Below are 22,547 nucleotides of genomic sequence, written 5' to 3' on the forward strand. Positions count from 1 at the left end.
CCAGCTACGGACGCTTTAGGCCCAATAAGATCGGCCATCACTCGGGCTGCCGGTGTTACCGCGGCGGCTGGCACCGGTCTTGCCCAGCCCTTATTCGTGGACCACCCTACGGTCCACAAAAGCGAGGGCTCTATGCCCTCGCACTTAGAGTCACCTTATCGCACTCTCGTGCAGTGTAAAGGTTTCGCGCCTGCTGCGCCCCGTAGGGCCCGGAATCTTGTCTCAGATTCCGTCTCCGGGCTCTTGCTCTCACAACCCGTACCGATTATCGGCACGGTGGGCCGTTACCCCACCGTCTACCTAATCGGCCGCAGCCACATCCTCCGGCGCCGGAGCGTTTCCCACTTCCAGCACTCCAGCTCGGAAGCGGTATCACGGGTTAGCCTCAGTTTCCCGAGGTTGTCCGTGTCCAGAGGGTAGTTTGGCCACGTGTTACTGAGCAGTTCGCCGCGGGTCTGAACCCGCACGACTCGCATGGCTAAATCGGACACCGATAGCAATGGCCTCCGGCAGGATCAACCGGAATGTTCCCGGCGCAAGGCCGGGAGGTTAGGCGGGACACAGCTCCAGATGAGAGCTGTGTATATCGCTATCGTGTTGGGATCGGCCGGTGACACCAAACCGGGTGTCACCGGACCATCAGGGCTAACATCAGATTCGATCGTGTACGGCGGACCGCAGGGGTCGAATCCTCATTTCCTTCGGACCTAAGCGTAGTGTTCGATGGGTCATAAACCCATCGGACTCCACGCGGCCCGAGACGAGCCGACCGTTGAAGGCCGGGCTCGGTCACGCTGTGTGCGTTCCATCCGAGCGCCCTCGTACGGTTAAGGGCGTCGAATTGTCGGCGACGCGTCCCGGCAGAGCCGGGTGCGTGCTTGTTTCGTCCGAGCGCCCATTCACGTATAAGGGCGTCGGAACGTTGGTGTACTTCGCGCCCTGACGGAGTCGGGACGCGGGCCACCGCGAGGCGGCCTGCGAGCGGCCGGCCCCAAGGGGCCGTCCTGCCTCGTCACATTACGTTCGATGGGGGTGGTATACTTAACCCCGTCGTCTCGTCGGCGCCACGTCACGCGGTTTCATGCCACCCACAGAAGGTGTCGCGCGGCCGGAGGTCGAACCGTCGTCCCACGCTCGCACGTTGGTCAGGCCGAATGAGTGCCGCGCACCGTTGCTACGTGCGGTGGGCTAAAATGAGTGGTGTGATCCACAGGAATGGCTGCGGCTCAGATCTCTTCGAGGTGCTCGATACCCTTCTTCGAGACGTTCGCCTCCGTTATCTCGCCAGGCATCCAGTCGGGTTTGTCGTCAGGGGCTTCTTCCTCCCAAGCCCACCCGTCATAGATGTGGACCTTCTTCGTCCCTTTCTCACGGAGCCGCAATTCCGTCTTATCGGCGGCGTCCTCGGACCCTGCCGGCTCTAGCCGACGGGCAGCTTTCAACGCCGCCTGCCGAGGCGTCCGCCCGGAGAAGACGCTCGATTCGTCGCCGCTCCCGTCACGTAGCGCGAAGTTTCGCTTGTCGTCGGCCATCTGTCTTGCCTCCATGTGTCTCGTGAACAGGATTCACCTTAAGCGTATCCCCCAAACCGACGGACAGCGCCCGGTTTTCCGGCCAATCTCGTCTCCAAGCCGGCCTGCGAGGGGCCAAAGGCCTCGGCCGCGCACGGTACACTTATGTAACCAGTGCGGCCAAAGACAGCCAAGACGGCGATGGTCCGCAAGAAGAAGCTCAGCCCAAGTGGTGCCAAAGACGAGAACGGCGAGTACCACAACGTTCACGTGAACCTCCACGAGGACGAGCTGTCTGTCGCCGGGCTGGACATCGGCGACGAGGTGTTCGTCCGAGTCCGCGACGGGAAGATAATTATCCAGAAGGCCGACCCCGACGAGGTTGAACACGAGTTCTGACGCGGCCGCATCCGCACTCTCTTTGTTGTCGCCTCCCCACCGTCTGGCCATGCGTGCGTATGACGCGGTTAAGCCGGCGCTGTTCGCGCTGCCGCCCGAGACTGCGCATGGGCTCGGTCACGCGGCACTCCGGCTGGCGCAGGCCACCCCGCTCATCGGCCCGCTGTCCGACCGACTTACCGTCGAGGACCCGCGGCTCGCGGTAGAGGCATTCGGCCAGACGTTCCCCAACCCCGTTGGGGTCGCAGCCGGCTTCGATAAAAACGCCGAGGTGCCCGCGGGGCTAGCCGCGCTTGGCTTCGGCCACGTCGAGGTGGGTGGTGTCACCGCAGAGCGCCAGCCCGGCAACCCTCGCCCGCGGATGTTCCGGCTCCCAGAAGACGAGGCGCTCATCAACCGGATGGGATTCAACAACGAGGGCGCCGATGCCGTCGGCCCTCGGTTAGCCGCGGCAGATGTCTCGGTCCCTATCGGCGTCAACATCGGCAAGTCGAAGTCGACGCCACTGGCAGAGGCAGCCGACGACTATCGCTACACATTCGAGCGTACGCGCGCGGGCGGGGACTACTTCGTTGTCAATGTCTCCTCGCCAAATACCCCCGGCCTCCGCGAACTCCAAGACCGCGAGCCATTAGCGCGTATCCTCACGACACTTCAGGAGGCAGGCGCCGCGCCGTTGTTGCTGAAGCTGTCACCTGATTTGGCGGCTCCGGCAGTTGAGGCGGCCGTCGAACTCGCGGACGAACTCGGGCTGGACGGCATCGTCGCCGCCAACACGAGCGTTCGTCGGCCTGACTCGCTGGCCTCCCCACACCGTGTCGAGACAGGCGGACTCTCAGGAGCTCCAGTCGAGACGGAGGCAACCCAGATGATTCAGTTCGTCGCCAAGCGGACGGATCTTCCTATTGTTGGCGTGGGCGGCGTCGCCGACGCGGAGGGTGCATACGAAAAGATTCGCGCGGGCGCGAGCGTCGTCCAACTGTACACCGCTCTCGTTTACGAGGGGCCGACAGTGGCACACGAGATCAACGCCGGCCTGCTTGACTTGCTGGAGCGGGACGGATTCGCGGACGTTGAGTCGGCCATCGGCGCAGACCTGTGAGCGGTCCGGGGACGGCACGCTTTTGCCCGCGAGGGCCGAACTGCGTCTGATGAGCGGTTCCCGCGACCGTCGGCGGAAGCCCGAGTGGCTGAAGACGCGCCCGCCGGCAGGCGAGCGCTTCACTGATATCAAGTCGACGCTGCGTGAGCACGACCTCCACACGGTCTGCGAGGAGGCGTCGTGTCCCAATCTCGGCGACTGCTGGTCGGGCCGCAACGGCCCCGGCACAGCGACGTTCATGCTGCTTGGCGACCGTTGCTCGCGGGGGTGCAATTTTTGTGACGTTGAGACAGGGGGGATGGCGCCGCCCGATCCTGACGAGCCCGAGAACGTCGCCGACGCTGTCGCCGAAATCGGTCTTGAATACGTCGTCCTCACGAGCGTTGACAGAGACGATCTGCCGGATGGTGGTGCTAGCCACTTCGCGGCGACGATTCGCGCTATCAAAAAGCGGGATGCTTCCATCCTCGTGGAGGCGCTGGTCCCTGACTTCCAAGGCGACCCTGAGGCCGTTCAGACGGTCATCGACGCCGGGCCGGACGTGCTGGCCCACAATATCGAGACTGTCGAGCGGCTTCAATGGCCCGTCCGCGACCGGCGGGCCGGCTACGAACAGTCGCTGTCTGTCCTCGAACAGGTCGCCGCCGCGGAGCCGTACGCGAAGACATCGCTGATGCTCGGCGTCGGGGAGTACGACCACGAGGTGTACCAGACAATGACTGATCTCCAAGAAATTGGCGTTGACATTCTCACACTCGGGCAATATCTTCAGCCATCGACCAGCCACCTCGAAGTCTCTGAATACGTCCATCCCGAGAAGTTCGATACTTGGCGGGCTGTCGCCGAAGAGGAGTTAGACTTCCGCTACTGTGCCTCGGGCCCGATGGTGCGGTCGTCGTTCCGAGCTGGCGAGTTTTTCGTCGAAGCGGTCGCCCGAGACGGTGCCGACCTCGCGACGGCCCGAGAGCGAGCCCGCGCCAAGAGCGACTGACCGTCCCCGTGCTGTCATGCGATACTGGCAAATATTACGAAAGCACTATGCGTCGTCCCGCTGATACTCCGCGTATGTCACCACGGGTGGTTCGGTCGTGAGCGTGCTGGAGCGCGACCCGAACGAACGGGTGCAGGTGCTCGACGAGTCGGGACACCTTATTGAGGGCGCAACGACGCCCGATCTCTCCGAGGAACAGTACGTCGAGATGTACCAGACGATGCGGCTGGCCCGCCACTTCGACCAGCGGGCCGTCAGCCTCCAGCGACAGGGTCGGATGGGGACCTACCCACCGCTATCGGGGCAGGAGGCCGCACAGGTCGGCTCTGCGATGGCCCTCAAGCCTGACGACTGGGTGGTTCCTTCCTACCGGGAACACGCGGCGGCATACGTGCGTGGACTCGGGTTGGAGCAGACGCTCCGCTACTGGATGGGTGACGAGCGGGGCAGCGCTGCGGATGTGAACGTCACCCCCGTGGCCGTCCCTATCGCCTCGCAGATCCCCCACGCGACGGGCCTGGCGATGGCGATGGACTACCGTGACGAGGAGAACGTGGTGTTGTGCTACTTCGGGGATGGAGCTACCTCAGAGGGAGATTTCCACGAAGGGCTGAACTTCGCGGGCGTCTTCGACGCGCCCGCAGTGTTCGTCTGCAACAACAACCAGTGGGCCATCTCCGTCCCGCGGGAAAAGCAAACCCGCTCGGAGACGCTCGCCCAGAAGGCAACCGCCTACGGGTTCGAAGGCGTTCAGGTCGACGGGATGGACCCACTCGCCGTCTACCAAGTGACACGGGAGGCTGTCGAGAAAGCTCGGACGCCGTCAGAGGGAGAGCTCCGGCCGACGCTCATCGAGGCGGTCCAGTACCGATTCGGCGCTCACACGACCGCTGACGATCCCTCCGTCTACCGTGACGATGAGGAAGTAGAGCGATGGAAACAGAAAGACCCTATCCCGCGGTTGGAGACGTTCCTGCGCGAGCGAGGGCTGCTTGACGACGACCGCGTGGCAGACATTGAGGCAGAGATCGAACAGGAGGTTGCAGACGCCATCCAGACGGCCGAGGCATTCGAACGGCCAGACCCGTCAGATATCTTCGAGCACGTGTACGCGGGGATGCCCGACCGACTCGCACAGCAGCGGGCGTATCTGCAGCGGCTACAGGCGGAACATGACACGGAGCTGGTAGACGAATGAGCACAACTCAGAATCTCACGTTAGTCCAAGCGGTACGGGATGGTCTCAAAGGCGAACTTGCGCGTGACGACGATGTCGTCGTGTTCGGCGAGGACGTGGGCAAGAATGGCGGCGTCTTCCGCGCCACCCAGGGCCTCTATGAGGAGTTTGGTGAGGACAGAGTATTCGACACGCCGCTGGCGGAGTCGGGCATCGTCGGGACCGCTATCGGGATGGCGGCCTACGGGATGCGGCCAGTCCCCGAGATACAGTTCTCGGGGTTCATGTACCCCGCGTTCGACCAGATCGTTTCACACGCCGCGCGGCTGCGTACCCGCTCCCGGGGGCGCTTTTCCGTGCCGATGACACTCCGAGCACCGTACGGTGGCGGCATCCGCGCGCCGGAACACCACTCCGAGTCAAAGGAGGCGTTCTACACCCACGAGGCAGGACTGAAGGTGGTCGTGCCCTCGACGCCGCACGACACAAAAGGGCTGCTCGCTGCATCGATTCGCGACCCTGACCCCGTTGTCTTCCTCGAGCCGAAGCTAATCTACCGAGCGTTCCGTGAGGAGGTACCCGACGAGTCATATACTGTCGATTTGGGCGAAGCAGCAGTCCGACGCGAGGGCGCCGATGTCTCCGTGTTCACCTGGGGGGCGATGACTCGGCCGACGCTCGAGGCCGCCGAGAACCTCGCCGGCGAGATCGACGTTGAGGTTGTCGACCTCCGGACACTGTCGCCGATGGACTGGGACACCATCATTGACTCTTTCGAGAAGACCGGCCGTGCGGTTGTCGTCCACGAGGCGCCCAAAACAGGCGGGCTCGGGGCAGAAATCGCAGCTACCATCCAAGAGGAGGCGCTGCTCTATCAAGAGGCACCGGTGAAGCGCGTGACAGGCTTCGATACGCCGTTCCCGCTGTACGCGCTCGAAGACTACTACATGCCCGAAGCCACCCGTATTGAAGACGGCATCAGGGAGACGGTGACGTTCTGATGGTCCGCGAGTTCAAACTGCCCGATGTAGGGGAGGGACTCGCGGAGGCGGAAATTGTCAACTGGCTCGTCTCCGTCGGGGACCGCGTCACCGAGGACCAGCCAGTCGCTGAGGTGGAGACAGACAAGGCTGTCGTTGAGGTTCCCTCACCGGTAAACGGCACCGTCCGCGAGATACGGGCTGAGGAGGGCGAGGTGGTGCCCGTCGGTGAGGTCATTATCACGTTTGACACTGATGGGGACGCGGCCGGCGAAGCGACAGCCGACAGGGAGGAGGCGACAACGTCGACAGAGGCGGAGCCCCAGGCTGCCGTCTCGGCAGTCACAGAGGTCAACGGGGAGACCGAGACGGAGGCAGAGACAGAAGCGGAGGCAGAGACCGCAGGTGGCCGGACGTTCGCTGCGCCGTCTGCTCGCCGACTGGCCCGGGAGTTGGATGTCGACCTTGCGGCGATCGACGGCTCCGGGCCAGGCGGCCGGGTGACGGAGGCGGACGTGCGGGCATACGCAGAGGGAACCGAGACGGGGGCGACCACAGCACCGGAACCAGACACAAGCGAAGCCGAGCGCCGAGAGCCGGCGACAACTGCGGCTGCGGAACCGGCGGATCGCGACCGGACGCTCGCAGCGCCGGCAACCCGACAACTTGCCGACGAACTCGGCGTTAACCTCGATTCGGTCCCGACCGAGGAGACACGTGAAGGCGAGCCGTTCGTCACGCCGGAACAGGTGCGGGAGTTCGCCCGCGCCCGTGAGCAGCCTGAGCCGGAGCCAGAGGGCAAGACAACAGCGGCGCCAGCGGTGGACGAACCTACCGAGACTGAGCCGGACGAGGGTGCCGTTGAGCGGGTGCCGTACCGCGGTATCCGTCGGACCATCGGTGAGGCGATGGAGCGGTCCGCCTACACTGCCCCCCACGTCACCCACCACGAGGAGATAGTCGTTGAACGGCTGGTCGAGACTCGCGAGCGGTTGAAACCCGCCGCAGAGGCAGAGGGGAGTCAGCTCACCTATCTCCCGTTCATTGTGAAGGCGGTCGTCGCGGCGCTGGAGGAACACCCCATCCTCAACAGTCAACTGGATGAGGAGAATGAGGAGATACTGCTAAAACAGTCGTACAACATCGGCATCGCGGTAGCGACGGAAGCGGGCCTGATGGTCCCGGTCGTGAAGAATGCCGACCAGAAAGGCCTACTCGAGATTGCCGACGAGGTATCCGACCTGGCGGCCAAGGCACGTGACCGTTCTATCGAGCGAACGGAGATGCAAGACGGCACATTCTCGGTCACAAACTTCGGTGCCGTCGGCGGCGAGTACGCCACACCGATCATCAACTACCCCGAGACGGCCATCCTCGGACTCGGCGCGCTCAAGCGCCGACCTGTCGTTGAGGACGGAGAGGTTGTCGCGCGCCAGACCCTCCCGCTCTCGCTGTCCATCGATCATCGGGTAATCGACGGTGCGGACGCCGCGCGGTTCGTGGAGACGCTCGCTAAGTACCTGCAGACACCCGAACGACTCCTGCTCTAATGGTTGTTGGAGACATTGCGACCGGCACAGAGGTACTGGTTATCGGCGCGGGACCTGGCGGCTACGTGGCCGCCATCCGTGCTGCACAACTCGGTCTGGATACAACGCTCGTGGAGAAAGACGCCTACGGTGGCGTTTGTCTCAACCGCGGCTGTATCCCCTCAAAGGCGCTCGTCACGGGCGCAGATACGGCCCACGAGGCGGCGACGGCCGAAGAGATGGGGGTCCACGCCGACCCGGCCGTCGACCTAGCGGCGATGCAGTCCTGGAAGGATGGGGTTGTCGACCACCTGACGAGCGGTGTCGAGAAGCTCTGCAAAGCCAATGGCGTCAACCTTGTCGAGGGGACCGCGGAGTTTGTGAACGAGGGGACCGTCCGGGTTGCCCACAGCGGAGAGGGTCAGGGCTCCGAGACGGTCGAGTACGACCACGCCATCGTCGCGACAGGCTCCCAGCCAATCGAGATACCCGGCTTTCCGTTCGATGAGGAGCGGGTACTCTCCTCGACAGATGCGCTTGCGTTAGAGGCGGTGCCGGATTCACTGGTCGTCGTCGGCGCCGGCTATATCGGCATGGAGTTGTCGACCGTTTACGCGAAGCTGGGGACAGATGTCACCGTCGTTGAGCTGCTCGACTCCGCGATGCCTGCCTACGAGGACGACATCGCCCGGACCGTTCGGACGCGCGCTGAGGAGCTGGGCGTTGAATTCCACTTCGGCGAGGGCGCGAACGACTGGGAGCCACGGGGCGACGGAGTCCGGGTGCGAACTGAGACAGACGACGGCACCGAGTCGACGTACGATGCCGACCGTGTGCTGATTGCTGTCGGGCGTCGCCCGGTAACCGACACTGTTGGGTTAGAGAACCTCGGGCTCGAGCCAGACGAGAACGGCTTTCTCCCAACGGACGAGCACGGGGAGACATCCGTCGACGACGTGTACGCCGTGGGCGACGTGGCGGGTGAGCCGATGCTCGCACACAAAGCTTCCGCAGAGGGAGAGGTTGTCGCGGAGTACATCGCCGGTGAGCCGGCGGCGATGGACTTTCAGTCGATTCCCGCGGCAGTGTTCACCGACCCTGAGGTGGGAACGGTTGGCATGACTGAGGCCGAAGCGCGCGAGGCAGGCTTCGACCCCGTTGTCGGCGAAATGCCGATGCGCGCCTCCGGGCGCGCGCTCACGCTTGGGGAGACGGATGGGTTCGCCCGCGTGGTCGCCGACGGCGAGACGGGCTTCCTGCTGGGCGCGCAGATTGTTGCTCCAGAGGCATCCGAACTCATTGCAGAGGTGGGACTTGCTGTCGAGATGGGCGCGACCCTCGAGGACGTTGCGGCGACAGTCCATACTCATCCGACGCTGTCGGAGGCAGTAGCGGAGGCGGCGAAGAACGCCGACGATGCGGCCATCCACACCCTCAACCGGTGACGCCGACACGCTGATACCTGCGACCGGAGTAGGCGGGGCCATGAAAGCGCTTACGCTGGGGCCTGAGGGGACCTACTCGCACCGCGCGACCAGGGCGGTCGCCGACAACGTGGAGTTCACTGAGTCGGTAGCAGCCATCGTTGAGGGTGTCTCGACAGGCGCGTACGACCGCGGGGTCGTCCCAATCGAGAACAGCATCGAGGGGAGCGTCACGGAGTCGCTGGACGCGCTCGCGGATCACAATGTCGCCGTCGTCCGCGAGATAGTGACACCAATTCGCCATGCTCTGTTAGCACAGGAGAAGACCTTCGAGACCGTCGCCAGCCATGCACAAGCGCTCGCGCAGTGTCGTGACTACCTCGACAGTGAGTACCCCGATGTCGAGTTAGAGGCGGTCGCCTCTACCGCCCGCGGCGTCGAGCGCGCCCGCGAGGACGCGACCGTCGCCGGCATCGGTCATCCGGCTAACGCTGGCGACGACCTGCGTGTGCTCGCAGAGGATATCCAGGACCGAACGTCGAACGCGACTCGGTTTGTCGTGCTTGCCCCCGAGGCTGAGCGGAGCGAAGCCGGTGGCAAGAGTTCGCTCGTCGTCTACCCGAACCAGAACTATCCTGGGCTACTACTCGATTTACTGGAACCGTTTGCTGACCAAGACATCAACCTCTCGCGGGTGGAGTCTCGTCCCTCTGGCGAGCGGCTCGGCGACTACGTGTTCCACATCGACATTGAGGCGGGCCTCTATGAGGACCGCACCAAAGCGGCGCTATCGGTCATCGAGGACATCGCCGCCGACGGCTGGGTACGCGTACTCGGGTCCTACGACACCGAGCACGTCCTCTATTAGCCGTCGATCGCCATCCGCTAGGAATCCGGCTGTAGCCAATCAGACGTCCAGCCGACGCCCGTCTGACACCACTTCCACCCTGCTCACGTCGGTCGGTTTCACTTCCACTCTGCATGGCCGGGGTTTATGATATGCGCCGCGGTATCCTCGTATGCACACGCTCCTTTCCCCTCTCCGAAACCCATACGGCCAGCCGTCGGGTAGCCGCGGCCATGCTTGACGTCGCCGCCGTGCTGGAGGCCCGCGGGCGCGTGATGGAGGTTGCCCGCCAAACTCCACTTGATTATTCGTACACGTTCTCCGAGCGGACGGGCGCAGAGATACACCTGAAGCTAGAGAATCTCCAGCGCACCGGTTCCTTCAAGATACGCGGCGCCACCAACCGCATTGCATTCCTTGATGACGATGAGCGGGCCGCAGGAGTGGTGACAGCAAGCGCGGGGAACCATGCTCAAGGAGTCGCGCTCGCGGCCGAGCGCGCGGGCGTAGACGCGAAGATAGTGATGCCCGAGTACGCGCCGGTCTCGAAGGTAGAGGCAACCCGGGCCTACGGCGCGGAGGTGGTGCTCCACGGCGTCAACTACGACACCGCACAGGAGCGAGCCCATGAGATAGAGCGAGCGGAGGGGCGCACGTACATCCACGCGTTCGACGACGAGCGGGTAATGGCCGGTCAGGGAACCATTGGTCTTGAGATAATCGACGCCGACCCAGACGCTGACACAGTTGTCGTGCCAGTCGGCGGTGGCGGCCTCATCGCGGGGATGGCAACGGCGCTGAAGGCCGACGATCCGGAGACGCGAGTCATCGGCGTGCAGGCGGAGGGCGCATCCGCGATGGCGGAGTCGCTCCAGAAGGGGTCCCGGGTAGAACACGAGACAGTCGACACCATCGCGGACGGTATCGCGGTTGGCAAGCCCGGCTCCCACACCTTTGAGATAGTCCGCAAGCGAGTCGATGAGATAGTGACCGTCAGCGACGCCGCCATCGCCCGTACGCTCGTGGACCTGTTAGAGCGCTCGAAGACGCTCGTCGAGGGGGCCGGCGCCATCGCGCTCGCGGCCGTCGTTGAGGAGGCGTTCGACTACGAAGACGACGAGGTCGTTGTCCCGGCGCTGTGTGGCGGGAACATCGACCTCAACGTGCTCCGCAACGTCATCACACGGGGGCTCGTCGAGGACGGGCGGTATCTAAAGATTCGGACGACCCTGAAGGATCGGCCCGGTGCGTTGGAGGCGCTCGTCGAGATACTCGCGGACGCCCGCGCCAACATCTACGGCATTAAACACGAGCGGACGTCGTTGGACATCGGTGTTGGCTCAACGGACGTGGAGTTAGACTTAGAGACGCGCGGCCACGAGCACGTCGCGCGGCTGCTGGCGGAACTGGAGGCGAACGGCTACGAGGTGGAGGTACTGGTGTGACATACTCCTCGTTGTAAACGGCGGGATTCTCCGCGCCAACTGCCCCACTCTACTTCGCTCACCCTGACGGGTTCGCTCGCTGAGGGTGAGGCTTGTCGGTGGACTCCACCTCTGACTCCAAAACGGGGTGCGAAACGGATCCTCGGTTCGGCGTTACAGTTCCCGAGGTCAGGGCGAATTAAAACTGATAGTCGGAACTACGCCACGACGACGGCGTCCTCGGGCGCGAAGCCGACAGTTAGTTCCTCCTCGTCAGGGACAGCATTGGTCCGCACGACCAACTCCCGGTCGCGCCATGAAAGGCCGACCCGGACAGATTCACCGAGGAACTCGGCGTACTCAACGTGGCCCGTCACCTGGTTTGTCTCGCAGCTTATTTGCATTGCCTCTGGTCGAACGCAAAACGTGACGGGGCCGTCGGCGGCCGGGACCCGGAACGACGTGGGACCGATGTCGACGATGCCGTCGCGCGCACGGCCCGCGAACACATTGTTTTCGCCGACAAATTCCGCGACGAACCGGGTCGACGGCTCCTGGTACACCTGCTCAGGGGTCCCCACCTGCTCAACGCGGCCGTCCGACATGACAGCCACCCGGTCTGAGACGGCCAGCGCCTCCTCCTGATCGTGGGTGACATACACCGTCGTTACACCCAGTTCCCGCTGGATGGCCCGAACCTCGCGGCGGAGCCGCTCGCGGAGCCGCGCGTCGAGTGCGGACATCGGCTCGTCAAGTAGCAGCAGGTCAGGTTCGGGCGCCAGCGCCCGAGCGAGCGCCACGCGCTGCTGCTGGCCGCCCGACAGCGCCGACGGCTCACGGTCGGCGAACCCCGCCAATCCTACCAACTCGAGCAGTTCCGCCACGCGCGGCTCGGGATTCTCGCCGTCAGTGCCGGTAAACTGGAGTCCGTAGGCGACGTTCTCACCGACGCTCATGTGGGGAAACAGCGCGTACTGCTGGAAGACGACGCCGACATCACGCTCTTCGGGCGGGACGCCGGCAACGCTCTCGTTGCCGAATCGGATGTCGCCGGCGGTGGGCGACTCAAAGCCGGCGACCAGCCGGAGCGTCGTTGTCTTCCCACAGCCAGAGGGGCCGACGAGCGTGAAGAACTCACCATCTTGCACCGTCAGGTCGACATCCGCGAGCGCCGTCGTCTCGCCATAGCGTTGCTCTACACCAGCGAGCGTGAGGCTACTCACGGTATCGGCCTCCGAGCCGGTCGATGACCAGGAAGGAGCCGGCAGTGACGCCAAGCAAGACCGAACCCATCGCAGTAGCGGGCCCGAGCGTCCGGTCGGTAAGGTATCGCTCGACGGCAACAGGCATCGTGTAGGCATCCGATCCCTCCGCGAGGATGACTGTTGAGTCAAACTCACCGATAGAGATGGCGAACGCGAAGGCGGCGCCGGCGGCGATACCGGGCGCGATGAGCGGCACCTCAACGTCGACCAGCGCGCGGGCCCGCGTCGCCCCGAGCGCACGGGCCGACTCTACCAGTCGACGGTCGAGCCCACCCAGCAGGGGGGCAACGTTGCGGACAACGAACGGGTAGGCACCGACAGCGTGGGCGGCGACGATAGCGACGGGACCAGCAACGGCGAGCCGCGTCCCGAACGCCTCAACACCGAACACCAACCCCTCCAGCAGGCCGAAGCCGACGACGACGCCGCTGACAGCGAAGGGAACCATCGCCGCTACGCCAACCAGCCGCGCAGCAAGCCCCTCTCGGAGCGATGCGAGCGCGAGCACTAGCCCCATCGGAACCGCGAGCGCGAGCGTTCCCGCACCGAACAGCAGACTGTTGCGGACGGCCACCCCCGGTTTCGTCGCCGATGGTGCTGCTCGCTGGCCGAGCAGGAACTCGTAGTAGCGGATCGTGAATCCGCCGTCCGGCGCCGCGACGCTGGCCGCGAGCATGCTCGCGACGGGCAGCACGAAAACGACGGCGACGACCAGCCCGTAGGCGAGCAGGCCGACCCGCCGGAGGTCCGGTGGCCCGATGAGGGGCTCCCGGGGGAGGGGTGTGGCTACCCGGTCGCCACGGGTCGCCGCGGCCTCGTAACGGAGGTATGCGTAGGTAAGCGCCAGTGAGACAGCTGTCTCGATGACGGCCAGCGCTGCTGCCTCCGTCAGCTCAAGGTTCTGGACGCGGTCGAACAACCACACCTCTACGGTTGCCAGCTTCAGCCCGCCCAGTGCGAGTACGATGGGAAATGACATGAACGTGAAAATGAACGTGAGCAGAGCGCCGGTGGCGATGGCCGGCAGCAGCTGTGGGACAACGACATCTCGGAACGCTCGAGTTGGGGATGCGCCCAGCGACCGAGCTGTCTCGACTGCGCGGGCGTCGACGCTCTCCCAGGCGGCCGCGACGATTCGCACTACGAGCGGTGCATTGTAGAAAGCGTGCGCGAGCACGATGATTTCCAGCGTGAAAACGAGTTCAATCGTTGGCAGGCCAAGCCCGCGCAACAGGTCGTTTAGCGGGCCTGTCTTTCCAAAGGCGGCGACGAACCCTACTGCAACCATGATAGAGGGAAGAACGAACGGGACAGCGGTGAGCGACCGCAACGCCCCGCGGCCGGGGAACTCGAAGCGGGCCAGCGTGTACGCGCCTGGCAACCCGAGCGCGAGGCTCGCGGCCGTCGACAGCAGCGCCTGCCAGACAGTGAACCCGAACAGGCCGAAGCCGGGGATATCGGGTCTGCGGAGCCACGCCGCTAGTCCTGCGGGGATACCGGCGGGATTCCGAACTGCGTCCGCGAGCGCGCCGACGTAGAAGGGATCCGTAAGCACGTCGGCGAGTGGTGCGAGCGAGACCGTCCCGTTGCTGGTGACTGCCTCAACGAGTACGGTCCCCACCGGGTAGTAGAGCATGACGACGAGCAGGGCAGCTGTGAGTCCGCCGGCGAGCGGGAGCGCGACCCGCTCAGCCCTGCGCGATTTCGCGTGCCCACGCCTCAATCCAGCCATCCACGTTCCCCTTCAGGTCCTCGTAGGTAAACGTCACCGGCTCATCGGGCACCTTTGCGTAGCGGGCGAACTCCTCGGACAGGTTCGCCTCCGCCTCTGGGATTGCCGGGAACTGAACGTTCCGGACGGCAATCTCTCCCTGTGCTTCACCGGTGAGCATGAAGTCCATAAACTCGGTGGCCAATTTTGGCGCGTCGGCGTCGGCGAACACGGCCATTCCTTCCGGATTGGCGTATCCCTGGCGGTTGAGGAAAGCAACCTGGTGGCGAGTCATGTCTTGGTCGTACCGGTTGGCGTACACTTGGTCTGTTGAGTAAGAGACGACCATCGGCTTCTCCTCGTTGGAGTAGGCATTGTAGGCATCCTCCCAGCTGCCGAGGACGGTGATACCGTTCTCCTCAAGAGCCCGCCAGTAGTCGAGATAGCCGTCCGCACCGAACTGTTTCACCGTCCATAGGAGGAACGCTCGGCCGGTGGCCGATGACTGGGCGTTCTCGACGATGAGCGAGTCGCTCCAGGCATCCTTCGTGAGGTCTGCGAACGTCGACGGGCGGTCGACAGCTGACTCGTCAAACACCAGCGCGATGTAACCGGTATCGTACGGTACTGCCCGTCCTTGTGGGTCGAACCGTAGACTCTCCTTTACCGCACCGCCGTTCGCAAGATCGCCCTCAACGTCGCGGAACAGCGGCTCGTCGAGTTCGGCATCCACCCGGAGCAGATGGTCGACGTTCAGCCCGACGTACATGTCGGCATCGACCGGTGCTCCCTCCGCCTTCCGACGGATATAGTTGTTCACACCCGATTCGGGGGTCACGTACTCTACAGTGACATCCTCGTGGTTGGCCTCAAACGTTTTTTTCAGCCACGGCCCGGCCGGCCCCTCACCCTCAACCCACGATGGGTAGGTAGCAACCGTTAGCGTGCCGCTTGGCGTGCCGCCGCCGGTAAAGCCGGTACAGCCGGCCACTGCCGCGAGGCCGGCGCTCCCAGCGGCGGCGAGATACCCCCGTCGCGTGCGTCCCGTCGTGTTCGTCATTCGTCGGTGGTTCTACCGGGTGGTGTATAAGCGGCGCGGAACAGGGCGACGAAAAGATTACACACTCCCCGAGCGCAGGTGGGTCGTGGCGTCCACCCGCCGTCGGTACGTACTCGCGGGGGTGTTACTCGGTCTGCTCATTGTGACAGCACTGCTGTTGCAGGCGGTCATTGGGACAGCCTTCTTCGCCGTCACTGTCGCGTACGTGCTGTATCCGGTCCGCGAGCGGCTCCGCGATCGGGGGCTCTCGCGGCGCTCGGCTGCCGCCGTCGTCTCCGGTTCGGCGTTCGGCGTGGTCCTCGCGGCACTGGGGTTAGCCGTGCTCGCGCTTTACCGTCGTCGGGCCGCCATCGTCGCGCTGCTTCGAGATGTCCCCGAGGAACTGGTGGTGACGGCCGGTGGTTTCACTTACCGGGTAGGGACAGACACGCTCGTCGATCCACTGGTGGCGTGGCTCCGCACCCTCGCAGTTGACGTGGCCCAGTCCGCGCCGGTACTGGCTCTGAAGCTGTTTCTGTTCGCCATCCTCCTGTTCGGACTTCTGCTCCGGCCGTCGGCAGCCGCCCGGGCGATTTTCAATGTTGTCCCGACACCGTATCATGACATCGTCAAGCGATTTCACAGCCGGACTCGTGAGACGCTGTACGGGATTTACGTCCTGCAGGCAGCCACCGCCGCTGGGACGTTCGTCTTCGCCTTGGTGACATTCATCGCGCTTGGCTACCCTGCGCCGGTGACGCTCGCGGTGGTCGCGGCTGTCCTCCAGTTCGTCCCCGTCGTTGGGCCAGGGGTGCTGTTAGCGGCGCTCGCTGTCGCGGATATCCTCGCGAGCAACATCACCCGGGCAGGGCTGGTTGTCGTCGTTGGCGGCATCGGAGTGGGGCTGCTCCCCGACGCGCTCATCCGACCACGGTTGGCGACATACGCCGCCCACCTCCCGGTGAGCCTCTACTTCGTCGGCTTCGTCGGTGGCATCCTCTCGCTGGGCGCGATCGGCTTCATCGCCGGTCCGCTCGCTATCGCGCTCGTCGTCGAGGCAGTGTCGCTGCTGTCGGGCGACGTGGACGTGACTACTCCGTGACGAGCTCTCCACCTTCCCGTTCCCACTCGGTGAGCGACCCCTCGTAGAAGGCGAGGTTCGGATATCCAAGATGGCGCAACACAGTGTAGGTGTGGCTGATTCGGCGGGCAGTGTTACAATAGAGGACAACCTGATCGTCTGGGCGGATGCCGCGGTCGGCGAGCAGATTGCGCAACACCGGCTCCGGCTTCAGTCCGCGGCTGTCTTCGTCGACCAACTCCCGCCAGTCCAGCCGCACGGCCCCTTCGATGTGGCCCTCTTCGTACTCCCACGCCTCACGAGTGTCCACGAGCGTTGCCCCTGTCTTAATCGCGCGGCGCACCTCGGCCATGGGGACGAGAGGCCCGTCGGTCTCGAAGGCTGCCTCGTAGGTCGTCGGGTCGGGGGCTGGCTCTTCACTCGTTGTCTCGTAGTTCCGCTGCCATGCGGAGAAGTCGCCGTCGAGTAGGTGGAGCCGGTCAGGGTCGTGGCCGTACAGTTCGGCGGTGACCAGCAGGCGGGCCGCGAAGACGCCATGGTGATCGTCGTAGGCGACAAGATGGTCCTCACGCGCGATGCCGGCTTCGCTCATCAGAGCGGCGAACTGGTCGGCTCCGGGGAGTTTGCCGGCCTCACCGTCCTCTCCCCGAAAGGTGTCGAAGGGGACGTTTACTGCACCGGGAACGTGGCCGATGCTATCAAACTCCCAGGCATCACGTACGTCGATGACGCGTACCTCGTCGAGTCGGTCGGCAAGCCAGTCAGTAGAGACGACGACATCGCTCATACAGAGAGCGTGGCCGTCCGGCCGCTTCAACCTCCCTATCCGGGGCGCTCCGCGCTACCGGTAACATATGTTCGTATCTGCCGGCCTGCCCGCGGTTCTGTGGGGGGCGGACCCTCGGCGTGACTATGTGGCTGAGACGTTCACCCCCGTCTTCCGGCAACATCGACCGATAGGCGAGAGCGGTGGCCGAACTGGCCGAGGGGAAGAGCGATATGTGCGGAAGGCGTGAACACCAGGTGTACCATGAGTGATTACGCAAAGGACGTGCTCGTCTCCGCCGACTGGGTGGAAGAGCACCTCGACGAGTTCCAGAGCGATGACCCGGCCCATCGGCTGGTGGAAGTCGACGTCGACACGGAGGCGTACGACGAGGCCCACGCTCCGGGCGCTATCGGATTTAATTGGGAGACCCAACTGCAGGACCAAACCGAGCGTGACATCCTCTCGAAGGACGATTTCGAGGATCTGCTCGGCAGCCACGGCATCAGCGACGACTCGACGGTCGTCCTGTACGGTGACAACTCGAACTGGTTCGCCGCCTACACCTACTGGCAGTTCAAGTACTACGGCCACGATGACGTGAAACTGATGGACGGAGGCCGCGAGTACTGGGTCGACAACGACTATCTGACGACCGACGAGGTGCCGGAGTTCTCAGCGGTCGACTACGAGGCGTCGGGCCCCCGCGAGTCCATCCGCGCCTACCGTGAGGACGTCGAAAACGCCGTCGAACGGGGTATCCCACTCGTTGACGTGCGCTCACCCGAGGAGTTCAGCGGCGAGATTCTTGCGCCGCCGGGTCTTCAAGAGACCGCACAACGGGGCGGCCATATCCCTGGCGCAAAGAACATCTCGTGGGCTGCGGTCACGAACGACGACGGCACCTTCAAATCCGCCGATGAGATTCGCGAGCTATACGCCGAAGAAGGCATAGACGGCGAGGGGACTACCGTCGCCTATTGTCGAATCGGCGAGCGCTCGTCAGTCGCGTGGTTCGCGCTCCACGAGTTACTCGGCTACGACGACACCATCAACTACGACGGCTCGTGGACCGAGTGGGGGAACCTTGTCGGCGCGCCGGTCGAGACGGGCGGCGCAGACGACTGAGCGGTCGAGCATACCTCTCTTCTCAGTTCTTTCGACCCGGCCAGCGGCGGCACCGTCGCGTTTATTCGCCGGCCCGCACAATCCGAGCGCATGCAACGGCTCCACGCCCGCTACCCATTCCTCGAGGCCGCCCGTGAGGCCGTCGAGACGGCGGACGTGGATCTCACGACCGTAATCAGAGAGGGTGGACCTGCCGTCGAGCGGGGCGTCGAGCGCGTCGAGCGCGCGCTCGTCGACGGCACCGTCGCAGCCGACCGGACCTGGAGCGTCCGGGCAGAGCTGCTCTCGTACCCGATCGCCCGCGTGCTGGTGTCGCTCGTAGATATCCCCGGCGCCGTCGAAAAGTATGCCCGCGCGGAGGCGGCGCTCGCCTACGAGCGCTTCACTGACGACTTCGAAGCCGAGACGCAGCTACAGTCCGCCGAGGAAGGGACGCTGTCGCTGTCGGCACTCCTTGCGGACTTCGACGCCGGAGATACCGTTCGACCGACTGGCGACGGCGCGTTTTCGGTGGCAGTCGGCACGTACCTGCGGCTGGCGGCCCCGCTTGAGGGAAGTCGTTGGCGGCTGGCGACGCGCGTACTCGCCGACGGGGAGGTGATCGTCAGACGGACCGAGCTGTACGAACTGCTGCGCGAGGCGGTACGCGTGCGCGTCCTTGATCCGCCGTGGACGGACACGCGACTTCCGCTGTCCGTCTCGGCTGAATTCGCAGATGCGCTCGCACCGGAAGTCGAGCAGATACGCCGAACGCTCGTTCCTGTCGAGCGGCCTGACGGCCCGAACGAACTTGAGATAACGGCGTTCCCACCGTGTGTCGTGACACTACTCCGACAGGCGCGGGACGGGGAGGCCGGCACCACCGGCCGGTTTGCGCTGCTCGCCTTCCTCGCATCGACTGGCGCTGACTTCGATCAGGTGGCGGCGCTGGTCCCCGACGCATCAGGGAACCTGCGGCGCCAGTATGAGCGGCTGGCCGACGACGACGGCGCGCAGTTCGCGCCTCCCTCCTGCGAGACGATGCAGGCCAACGGCGACTGTCATGACCCCGACACGCTCTGCGAGGAGATAACCCACCCACTGGCATACTACGAGCGGCGACTGGAGCCGGACGAGTAACTACCGACGGTCGAGGAAGACGCCGACACCAGTCATCAAGAGGACGAAACCGAAGACGACGGCGACGAGTTCGAGCGCGCCCGTCGAGGTGAACCCGGCCCCGTCGGTCGCGCCAACAACGACAACGGCGGCGATGAACAGCCCGACCGCGGCGACGGAGACGGCAATCTCGACAAGCGTCTCCCGCTCGATGTCCATACCTCGCGGTCGACCGGTCTCCCGAAAAGCCCTTCGAAGCCGGGCGGCATCGGGAACAGCCGCGATAGCCGCCAAGCCTGCGTGAAACGACGCGAACGGCCGAGATACTTAGGGTCGTCCGACGCCTCCCTCCACGTATGACGGGCCATGCCCGTCGGTCCTCATGACGCACCTTGAAAATACACCCGCGTCACCATCCGAACCGAAACGTCCGCTCGCGCCCGACCTCTCGCAGCTTGACGACCGGTCGGCCCGTGCATGGACCGAGCCGATGGCCGTAGAGGCTCGCGGTGGCGGTGTCTACGCTGTCGCGTCTGCCTCAGACAACGAGTACCGCGCCGACCTGCTAACCGGCTCCTGCACCTGCCCCGATAGCGGCTTCCGAGGCGCTCGCTGTAAGCACCTCCGTCGGGTCGCCCTCGAGGTGACCCGCGGTGACGTTCCCCCGCCCGGCCGGCTGTCGGGTACGTGTGCTGCCTGTAGTCGCGAGTCGTTCCTGCCGGAGGTGGGACCGCGGCTCTGTGACGACTGTCGGTACGAGCCGGGGACGGCCGTCCGCGATCGCGAGACGGGCGACATCCTCGTGGTTGCGTGTGTCACCGACACCCCCGCAAGCGAGTACGCCACCGACGAGGGACGCGTCGTCGCCGACTACGAGACAAACGTCGGGTATCCGGTCGACGACCCTGTCGTTGAGGCCGTCTACCCGTTCTCGGCTCCCGCCTCGGTCGACCGAGCTGACCTCCCTCGTTACGGCTTCCCCCACGCCCGCCTCGAGCCCACAGGCGCGCAGTTTGTTGAGTAATCAGAGCATCTCGACGGCCTCCTCGGGCGAGAGGTCGCCGCCGGCAACCGCCCGAAGCACGTCGAGCCGCTCCTTGTCGGGATCCACGGCAATCTCGTCAAGCCGCACCTTCCGTGAGTCGCCCGCCAACTCTGCGAGGTCCGCTCCCTCCGCCAGCGCCGTCTCCTTTTTGACGCGGTAGTTGCCGCCGTCTGTCGTGTGGAGGTCCGCTGGGTGGAAAAAGTACCAATCTTCCTCATCGAAGCGGGCGGCAATCCGCGGCTTGGCGCCAAAGTTACGGGAGAAGTAGACGAGGGCCTCCACCTCCTCACCATCGAGGTAGATAGGCGCACCCGCGGAGGACTTCGCCTCGATGGCGTAGAAACGGTCGCCGTCGCCGGCGAGCACGTCTGGGAGTTCGCGATCAGTAGCGGAGCCGGAAGCGGGGGCCCGCATCACCGCGAACCCGGCCTCGTCAAGCCGGTTGACCAGTTCCCGCTCGCGGCGGTCACCCTTCGAGTTCACGTCGACCATATTGTGAGGGGGGCGGCGGATGGCTTAAGCGGTCGGACAGTGCAGCCGCTTCAGGTGCCGTGGTCCCACGAGTTCATATACGCCTCCTGCTCGGCGGAGAGCTCGTCAATATCGATTCCTTCGGCGGCGAGTTTTGTCTTGGCCACCTCGCGGTCAAGCCGGTCGGGCACCTCGTGGACGCCAGCTTCGTAGTCGTCGCCGCTGGTGGCAGCAAGCTCGCGAACACAGACCGCTTGAACGCCGAAGCTCTGATCCATCACTTCCGCCGGGTGACCCAGTGCCGTTGGGCTGGCGAGGTTGACCAGCCGCCCCTCTGCCAGCACATTGAGCTGGCGACCGTCTGGGAGTTCGTACGCGCGCACACCGTCCCGAGCCTCGTGGGTATTGACCGCGAGTTCAGAGAGCTGGTCGAGGTTCACCTCGACGTCAAAGTGGCCGGCGTTCGCCAGCAGGACACCGTCGTGCATCCGCTCGAAGTGCTCGGTCGTGATAACATCCCGGTTGCCCGTTGTCGTGATGAAGACATCACCCTCGGCGGCAGCCTCAGCCATGCTGGTCACTTCGTATCCTTCCATGTGCGCCTCCAGCGCGCGCCGGGGGTCCACCTCAGTGACGATGACGTGGGCGTTCTGTCCGCTCGCCTTCTTAGCGACCCCGCGCCCGCAGTCGCCGTAGCCGGCGACAACGACGGTCTTGCCCGCAAACGAGAGATTCGTCGTCATAGCGATGTTCGCCAGTGAGGACTCGCCGGTGCCGTGGACGTTGTCGAACAACCGCTTCACCGGCGTATCATTCACCGCGAAGACAGGGTAGGCGAGTTCGCCCTCCGCGTCCATCGCACGGAGCCGGTGGACACCGGTCGTCGTCTCCTCACAGCCACCAACAACGGAGTCGAGCAGGTCCGGCCGGTCCTGGTGGATGGCTGCTATCATGTCCATCCCATCGTCGACGGTGATGGTCGGGTCGTGCTCGAGGACGGCCTCGATAGCTGCGTAATACCCATCATCGTCGACCCCTCGCTTCGCGTAGGAGGTGACGGCGTCGTGGGTGTCCAGCGCCGCGCTCACGTCGTCGTGGGTCGACAGCGGGTTACAGCCGGTGATGGCCACCTCCGCGCCGCCGGCCGCCAGCAGCTCCGTCAGCACCGCCGTCTTCGCCTCGACGTGCATCGCCATCCCAACCGTCTCGCCGGCCAGCGGCCGCTCGCGCTCGAACGTCTCCCGCAGTTCGGCTAATATCGGCATGTGCTGGCGGGCCCACGCGATCTTCCGATGGCCCTCCTCGGCGGCCGTCTCCGGGTCGTCGAGCCGGGTCCGGACCGCTCCGACACCGGCGTCGCTCGTCTCGCTCATACGCAGGCGAGGGGAGGCCCGGCCTAAACGCTACCGTTCGAGAGAGAAAGAAGCGACCGCGATAGACCAGCTATCGGCCGTTGCTGTTGCCGCTGCCGCGGGCCTTGTCGTCATCACCGGCGTCCTCACCTTCATCACCGGCGTCCTCACCTTCATCACCGGCGTCCTCACCTTCATCACCGGCGT

At 64.7% G+C, this 22,547-nt stretch carries 21 protein-coding genes, 1 rRNA gene and 1 pseudogene; 13 read left to right on the forward strand and 10 right to left on the reverse strand.

Annotated elements, in window-relative coordinates; all coding sequences use genetic code 11:
- Together ABEJ63_RS12535 and ABEJ63_RS12540 are read right to left on the reverse strand one after the other, a co-directional pair.
- Positions 1 to 526: ribosomal RNA gene (locus ABEJ63_RS12535) — 16S ribosomal RNA — on the reverse strand; the annotation flags it as partial.
- 700 nt (positions 527 to 1,226) lie between these two features.
- Positions 1,227 to 1,547, reverse strand: coding sequence for a non-histone chromosomal MC1 family protein (locus ABEJ63_RS12540; RefSeq protein WP_375796710.1), 321 nt, complete (start codon positions 1,545 to 1,547; stop codon positions 1,227 to 1,229).
- 165 nt (positions 1,548 to 1,712) lie between these two features.
- On the opposite strand from ABEJ63_RS12540, the gene ABEJ63_RS12545 reads away from it, so the two are divergent.
- The 9 genes from ABEJ63_RS12545 to ilvA all read left to right on the forward strand — a co-directional run bounded on the left by ABEJ63_RS12545 (position 1,713) and on the right by ilvA (position 11,405).
- Positions 1,713 to 1,910, forward strand: a complete 198-nt coding sequence (locus tag ABEJ63_RS12545) for a hypothetical protein (protein ID WP_375796754.1) — start codon at positions 1,713 to 1,715, stop codon at positions 1,908 to 1,910.
- 49 nt (positions 1,911 to 1,959) lie between these two features.
- Complete coding sequence (locus tag ABEJ63_RS12550; RefSeq protein ID WP_375796711.1) at positions 1,960 to 3,012, forward strand: quinone-dependent dihydroorotate dehydrogenase; 1,053 nt, start codon at positions 1,960 to 1,962, stop codon at positions 3,010 to 3,012.
- 49 nt (positions 3,013 to 3,061) lie between these two features.
- Positions 3,062 to 4,003 (forward strand): lipoyl synthase, encoded by a 942-nt coding sequence (lipA, locus tag ABEJ63_RS12555; protein WP_375796712.1) that lies wholly within the window; start codon positions 3,062 to 3,064, stop codon positions 4,001 to 4,003.
- Between the two features lie 97 nt (positions 4,004 to 4,100).
- Positions 4,101 to 5,201 carry a pyruvate dehydrogenase (acetyl-transferring) E1 component subunit alpha gene (gene pdhA / locus ABEJ63_RS12560; RefSeq protein WP_375796713.1) on the forward strand — a complete coding sequence of 367 codons (1,101 nt, stop codon included), beginning with the start codon at positions 4,101 to 4,103 and terminating at the stop codon, positions 5,199 to 5,201.
- Positions 5,198 to 6,181 carry an alpha-ketoacid dehydrogenase subunit beta gene (locus ABEJ63_RS12565; RefSeq protein ID WP_375796714.1) on the forward strand — a complete coding sequence of 328 codons (984 nt, stop codon included), beginning with the start codon at positions 5,198 to 5,200 and terminating at the stop codon, positions 6,179 to 6,181. The genes pdhA and ABEJ63_RS12565 overlap by 4 nt, the downstream gene beginning before the upstream one ends.
- Positions 6,181 to 7,710 (forward strand): dihydrolipoamide acetyltransferase family protein, encoded by a 1,530-nt coding sequence (locus tag ABEJ63_RS12570; RefSeq protein WP_375796715.1) that lies wholly within the window; start codon positions 6,181 to 6,183, stop codon positions 7,708 to 7,710. The genes ABEJ63_RS12565 and ABEJ63_RS12570 overlap by 1 nt, the downstream gene beginning before the upstream one ends.
- Positions 7,710 to 9,134, forward strand: a complete 1,425-nt coding sequence (lpdA, locus tag ABEJ63_RS12575; RefSeq protein WP_375796716.1) for a dihydrolipoyl dehydrogenase — start codon at positions 7,710 to 7,712, stop codon at positions 9,132 to 9,134. Before ABEJ63_RS12570 ends, lpdA begins: the two co-directional genes overlap by 1 nt.
- Positions 9,135 to 9,174: 40 nt before the next feature.
- On the forward strand, positions 9,175 to 9,981 hold the full coding sequence (gene pheA, locus ABEJ63_RS12580; protein ID WP_375796717.1) for a prephenate dehydratase: 807 nt from the start codon (positions 9,175 to 9,177) through the stop codon (positions 9,979 to 9,981).
- Positions 9,982 to 10,193: 212 nt separating this feature from the next.
- Positions 10,194 to 11,405 carry a threonine ammonia-lyase gene (gene ilvA / locus ABEJ63_RS12585; RefSeq protein ID WP_375796718.1) on the forward strand — a complete coding sequence of 404 codons (1,212 nt, stop codon included), beginning with the start codon at positions 10,194 to 10,196 and terminating at the stop codon, positions 11,403 to 11,405.
- A 58-nt stretch (positions 11,406 to 11,463) separates the two neighbouring features.
- Here the strand turns inward: ilvA and ABEJ63_RS12590 are convergent.
- From ABEJ63_RS12590 to ABEJ63_RS12605, 4 genes and pseudogenes are all read right to left on the reverse strand, one after another.
- Positions 11,464 to 11,580: pseudogene (locus ABEJ63_RS12590) on the reverse strand (transposase); the annotation flags it as partial.
- Positions 11,581 to 11,602: 22 nt separating this feature from the next.
- Positions 11,603 to 12,607, reverse strand: a complete 1,005-nt coding sequence (locus ABEJ63_RS12595) for an ABC transporter ATP-binding protein (RefSeq protein ID WP_375796719.1) — start codon at positions 12,605 to 12,607, stop codon at positions 11,603 to 11,605.
- On the reverse strand, positions 12,600 to 14,381 hold the full coding sequence (locus tag ABEJ63_RS12600; protein ID WP_375796720.1) for an ABC transporter permease: 1,782 nt from the start codon (positions 14,379 to 14,381) through the stop codon (positions 12,600 to 12,602). The genes ABEJ63_RS12595 and ABEJ63_RS12600 overlap by 8 nt, the downstream gene beginning before the upstream one ends.
- Positions 14,338 to 15,420, reverse strand: a complete 1,083-nt coding sequence (locus ABEJ63_RS12605) for a thiamine ABC transporter substrate binding subunit (RefSeq protein WP_375796721.1) — start codon at positions 15,418 to 15,420, stop codon at positions 14,338 to 14,340. Before ABEJ63_RS12605 ends, ABEJ63_RS12600 begins: the two co-directional genes overlap by 44 nt.
- A gap of 85 nt (positions 15,421 to 15,505) precedes the next feature.
- Between ABEJ63_RS12605 and ABEJ63_RS12610 the strand changes: the two genes are divergently transcribed.
- The gene (locus ABEJ63_RS12610) at positions 15,506 to 16,501 is read left to right on the forward strand and encodes an AI-2E family transporter (protein ID WP_375796722.1); all 996 of its coding nucleotides are present in this window, start codon (positions 15,506 to 15,508) and stop codon (positions 16,499 to 16,501) included.
- Here the strand turns inward: ABEJ63_RS12610 and ABEJ63_RS12615 are convergent.
- Positions 16,491 to 17,267, reverse strand: a complete 777-nt coding sequence (locus ABEJ63_RS12615; protein WP_375796723.1) for a sulfurtransferase — start codon at positions 17,265 to 17,267, stop codon at positions 16,491 to 16,493. The two genes, ABEJ63_RS12610 and ABEJ63_RS12615, sit on opposite strands and share 11 nt — an antisense overlap.
- Positions 17,268 to 17,510: 243 nt before the next feature.
- On the opposite strand from ABEJ63_RS12615, the gene ABEJ63_RS12620 reads away from it, so the two are divergent.
- Positions 17,511 to 18,374, forward strand: a complete 864-nt coding sequence (locus tag ABEJ63_RS12620) for a sulfurtransferase (protein ID WP_375796724.1) — start codon at positions 17,511 to 17,513, stop codon at positions 18,372 to 18,374.
- A 90-nt stretch (positions 18,375 to 18,464) separates the two neighbouring features.
- On the forward strand, positions 18,465 to 19,493 hold the full coding sequence (locus ABEJ63_RS12625; RefSeq protein WP_375796725.1) for a DNA primase: 1,029 nt from the start codon (positions 18,465 to 18,467) through the stop codon (positions 19,491 to 19,493).
- Here ABEJ63_RS12625 and ABEJ63_RS12630 read toward each other — a convergent pair whose 3' ends face one another.
- Positions 19,494 to 19,691, reverse strand: coding sequence for a transporter (locus ABEJ63_RS12630; protein ID WP_375796726.1), 198 nt, complete (start codon positions 19,689 to 19,691; stop codon positions 19,494 to 19,496). It lies immediately after the preceding gene.
- Between the two features lie 163 nt (positions 19,692 to 19,854).
- Here ABEJ63_RS12630 and ABEJ63_RS12635 point away from each other — a divergent pair, with 163 nt between their 5' ends.
- Positions 19,855 to 20,496 (forward strand): SWIM zinc finger family protein, encoded by a 642-nt coding sequence (locus ABEJ63_RS12635; protein ID WP_375796727.1) that lies wholly within the window; start codon positions 19,855 to 19,857, stop codon positions 20,494 to 20,496.
- Here ABEJ63_RS12635 and hjc read toward each other — a convergent pair whose 3' ends face one another.
- Both hjc and ABEJ63_RS12645 read right to left on the reverse strand, forming a co-directional pair.
- Positions 20,497 to 21,009: a Holliday junction resolvase Hjc gene (gene hjc, locus ABEJ63_RS12640; RefSeq protein ID WP_375796728.1), complete on the reverse strand. Its 513-nt coding sequence runs from the start codon at positions 21,007 to 21,009 to the stop codon at positions 20,497 to 20,499.
- 50 nt (positions 21,010 to 21,059) lie between these two features.
- Positions 21,060 to 22,361 (reverse strand): adenosylhomocysteinase, encoded by a 1,302-nt coding sequence (locus ABEJ63_RS12645; protein ID WP_375796729.1) that lies wholly within the window; start codon positions 22,359 to 22,361, stop codon positions 21,060 to 21,062.
- Positions 22,362 to 22,547 lie beyond the last annotated feature (186 nt).

This window comes from Halosegnis sp., from assembly GCF_042216475.1.
Classification (GTDB): domain Archaea; phylum Halobacteriota; class Halobacteria; order Halobacteriales; family Haloarculaceae; genus Halosegnis.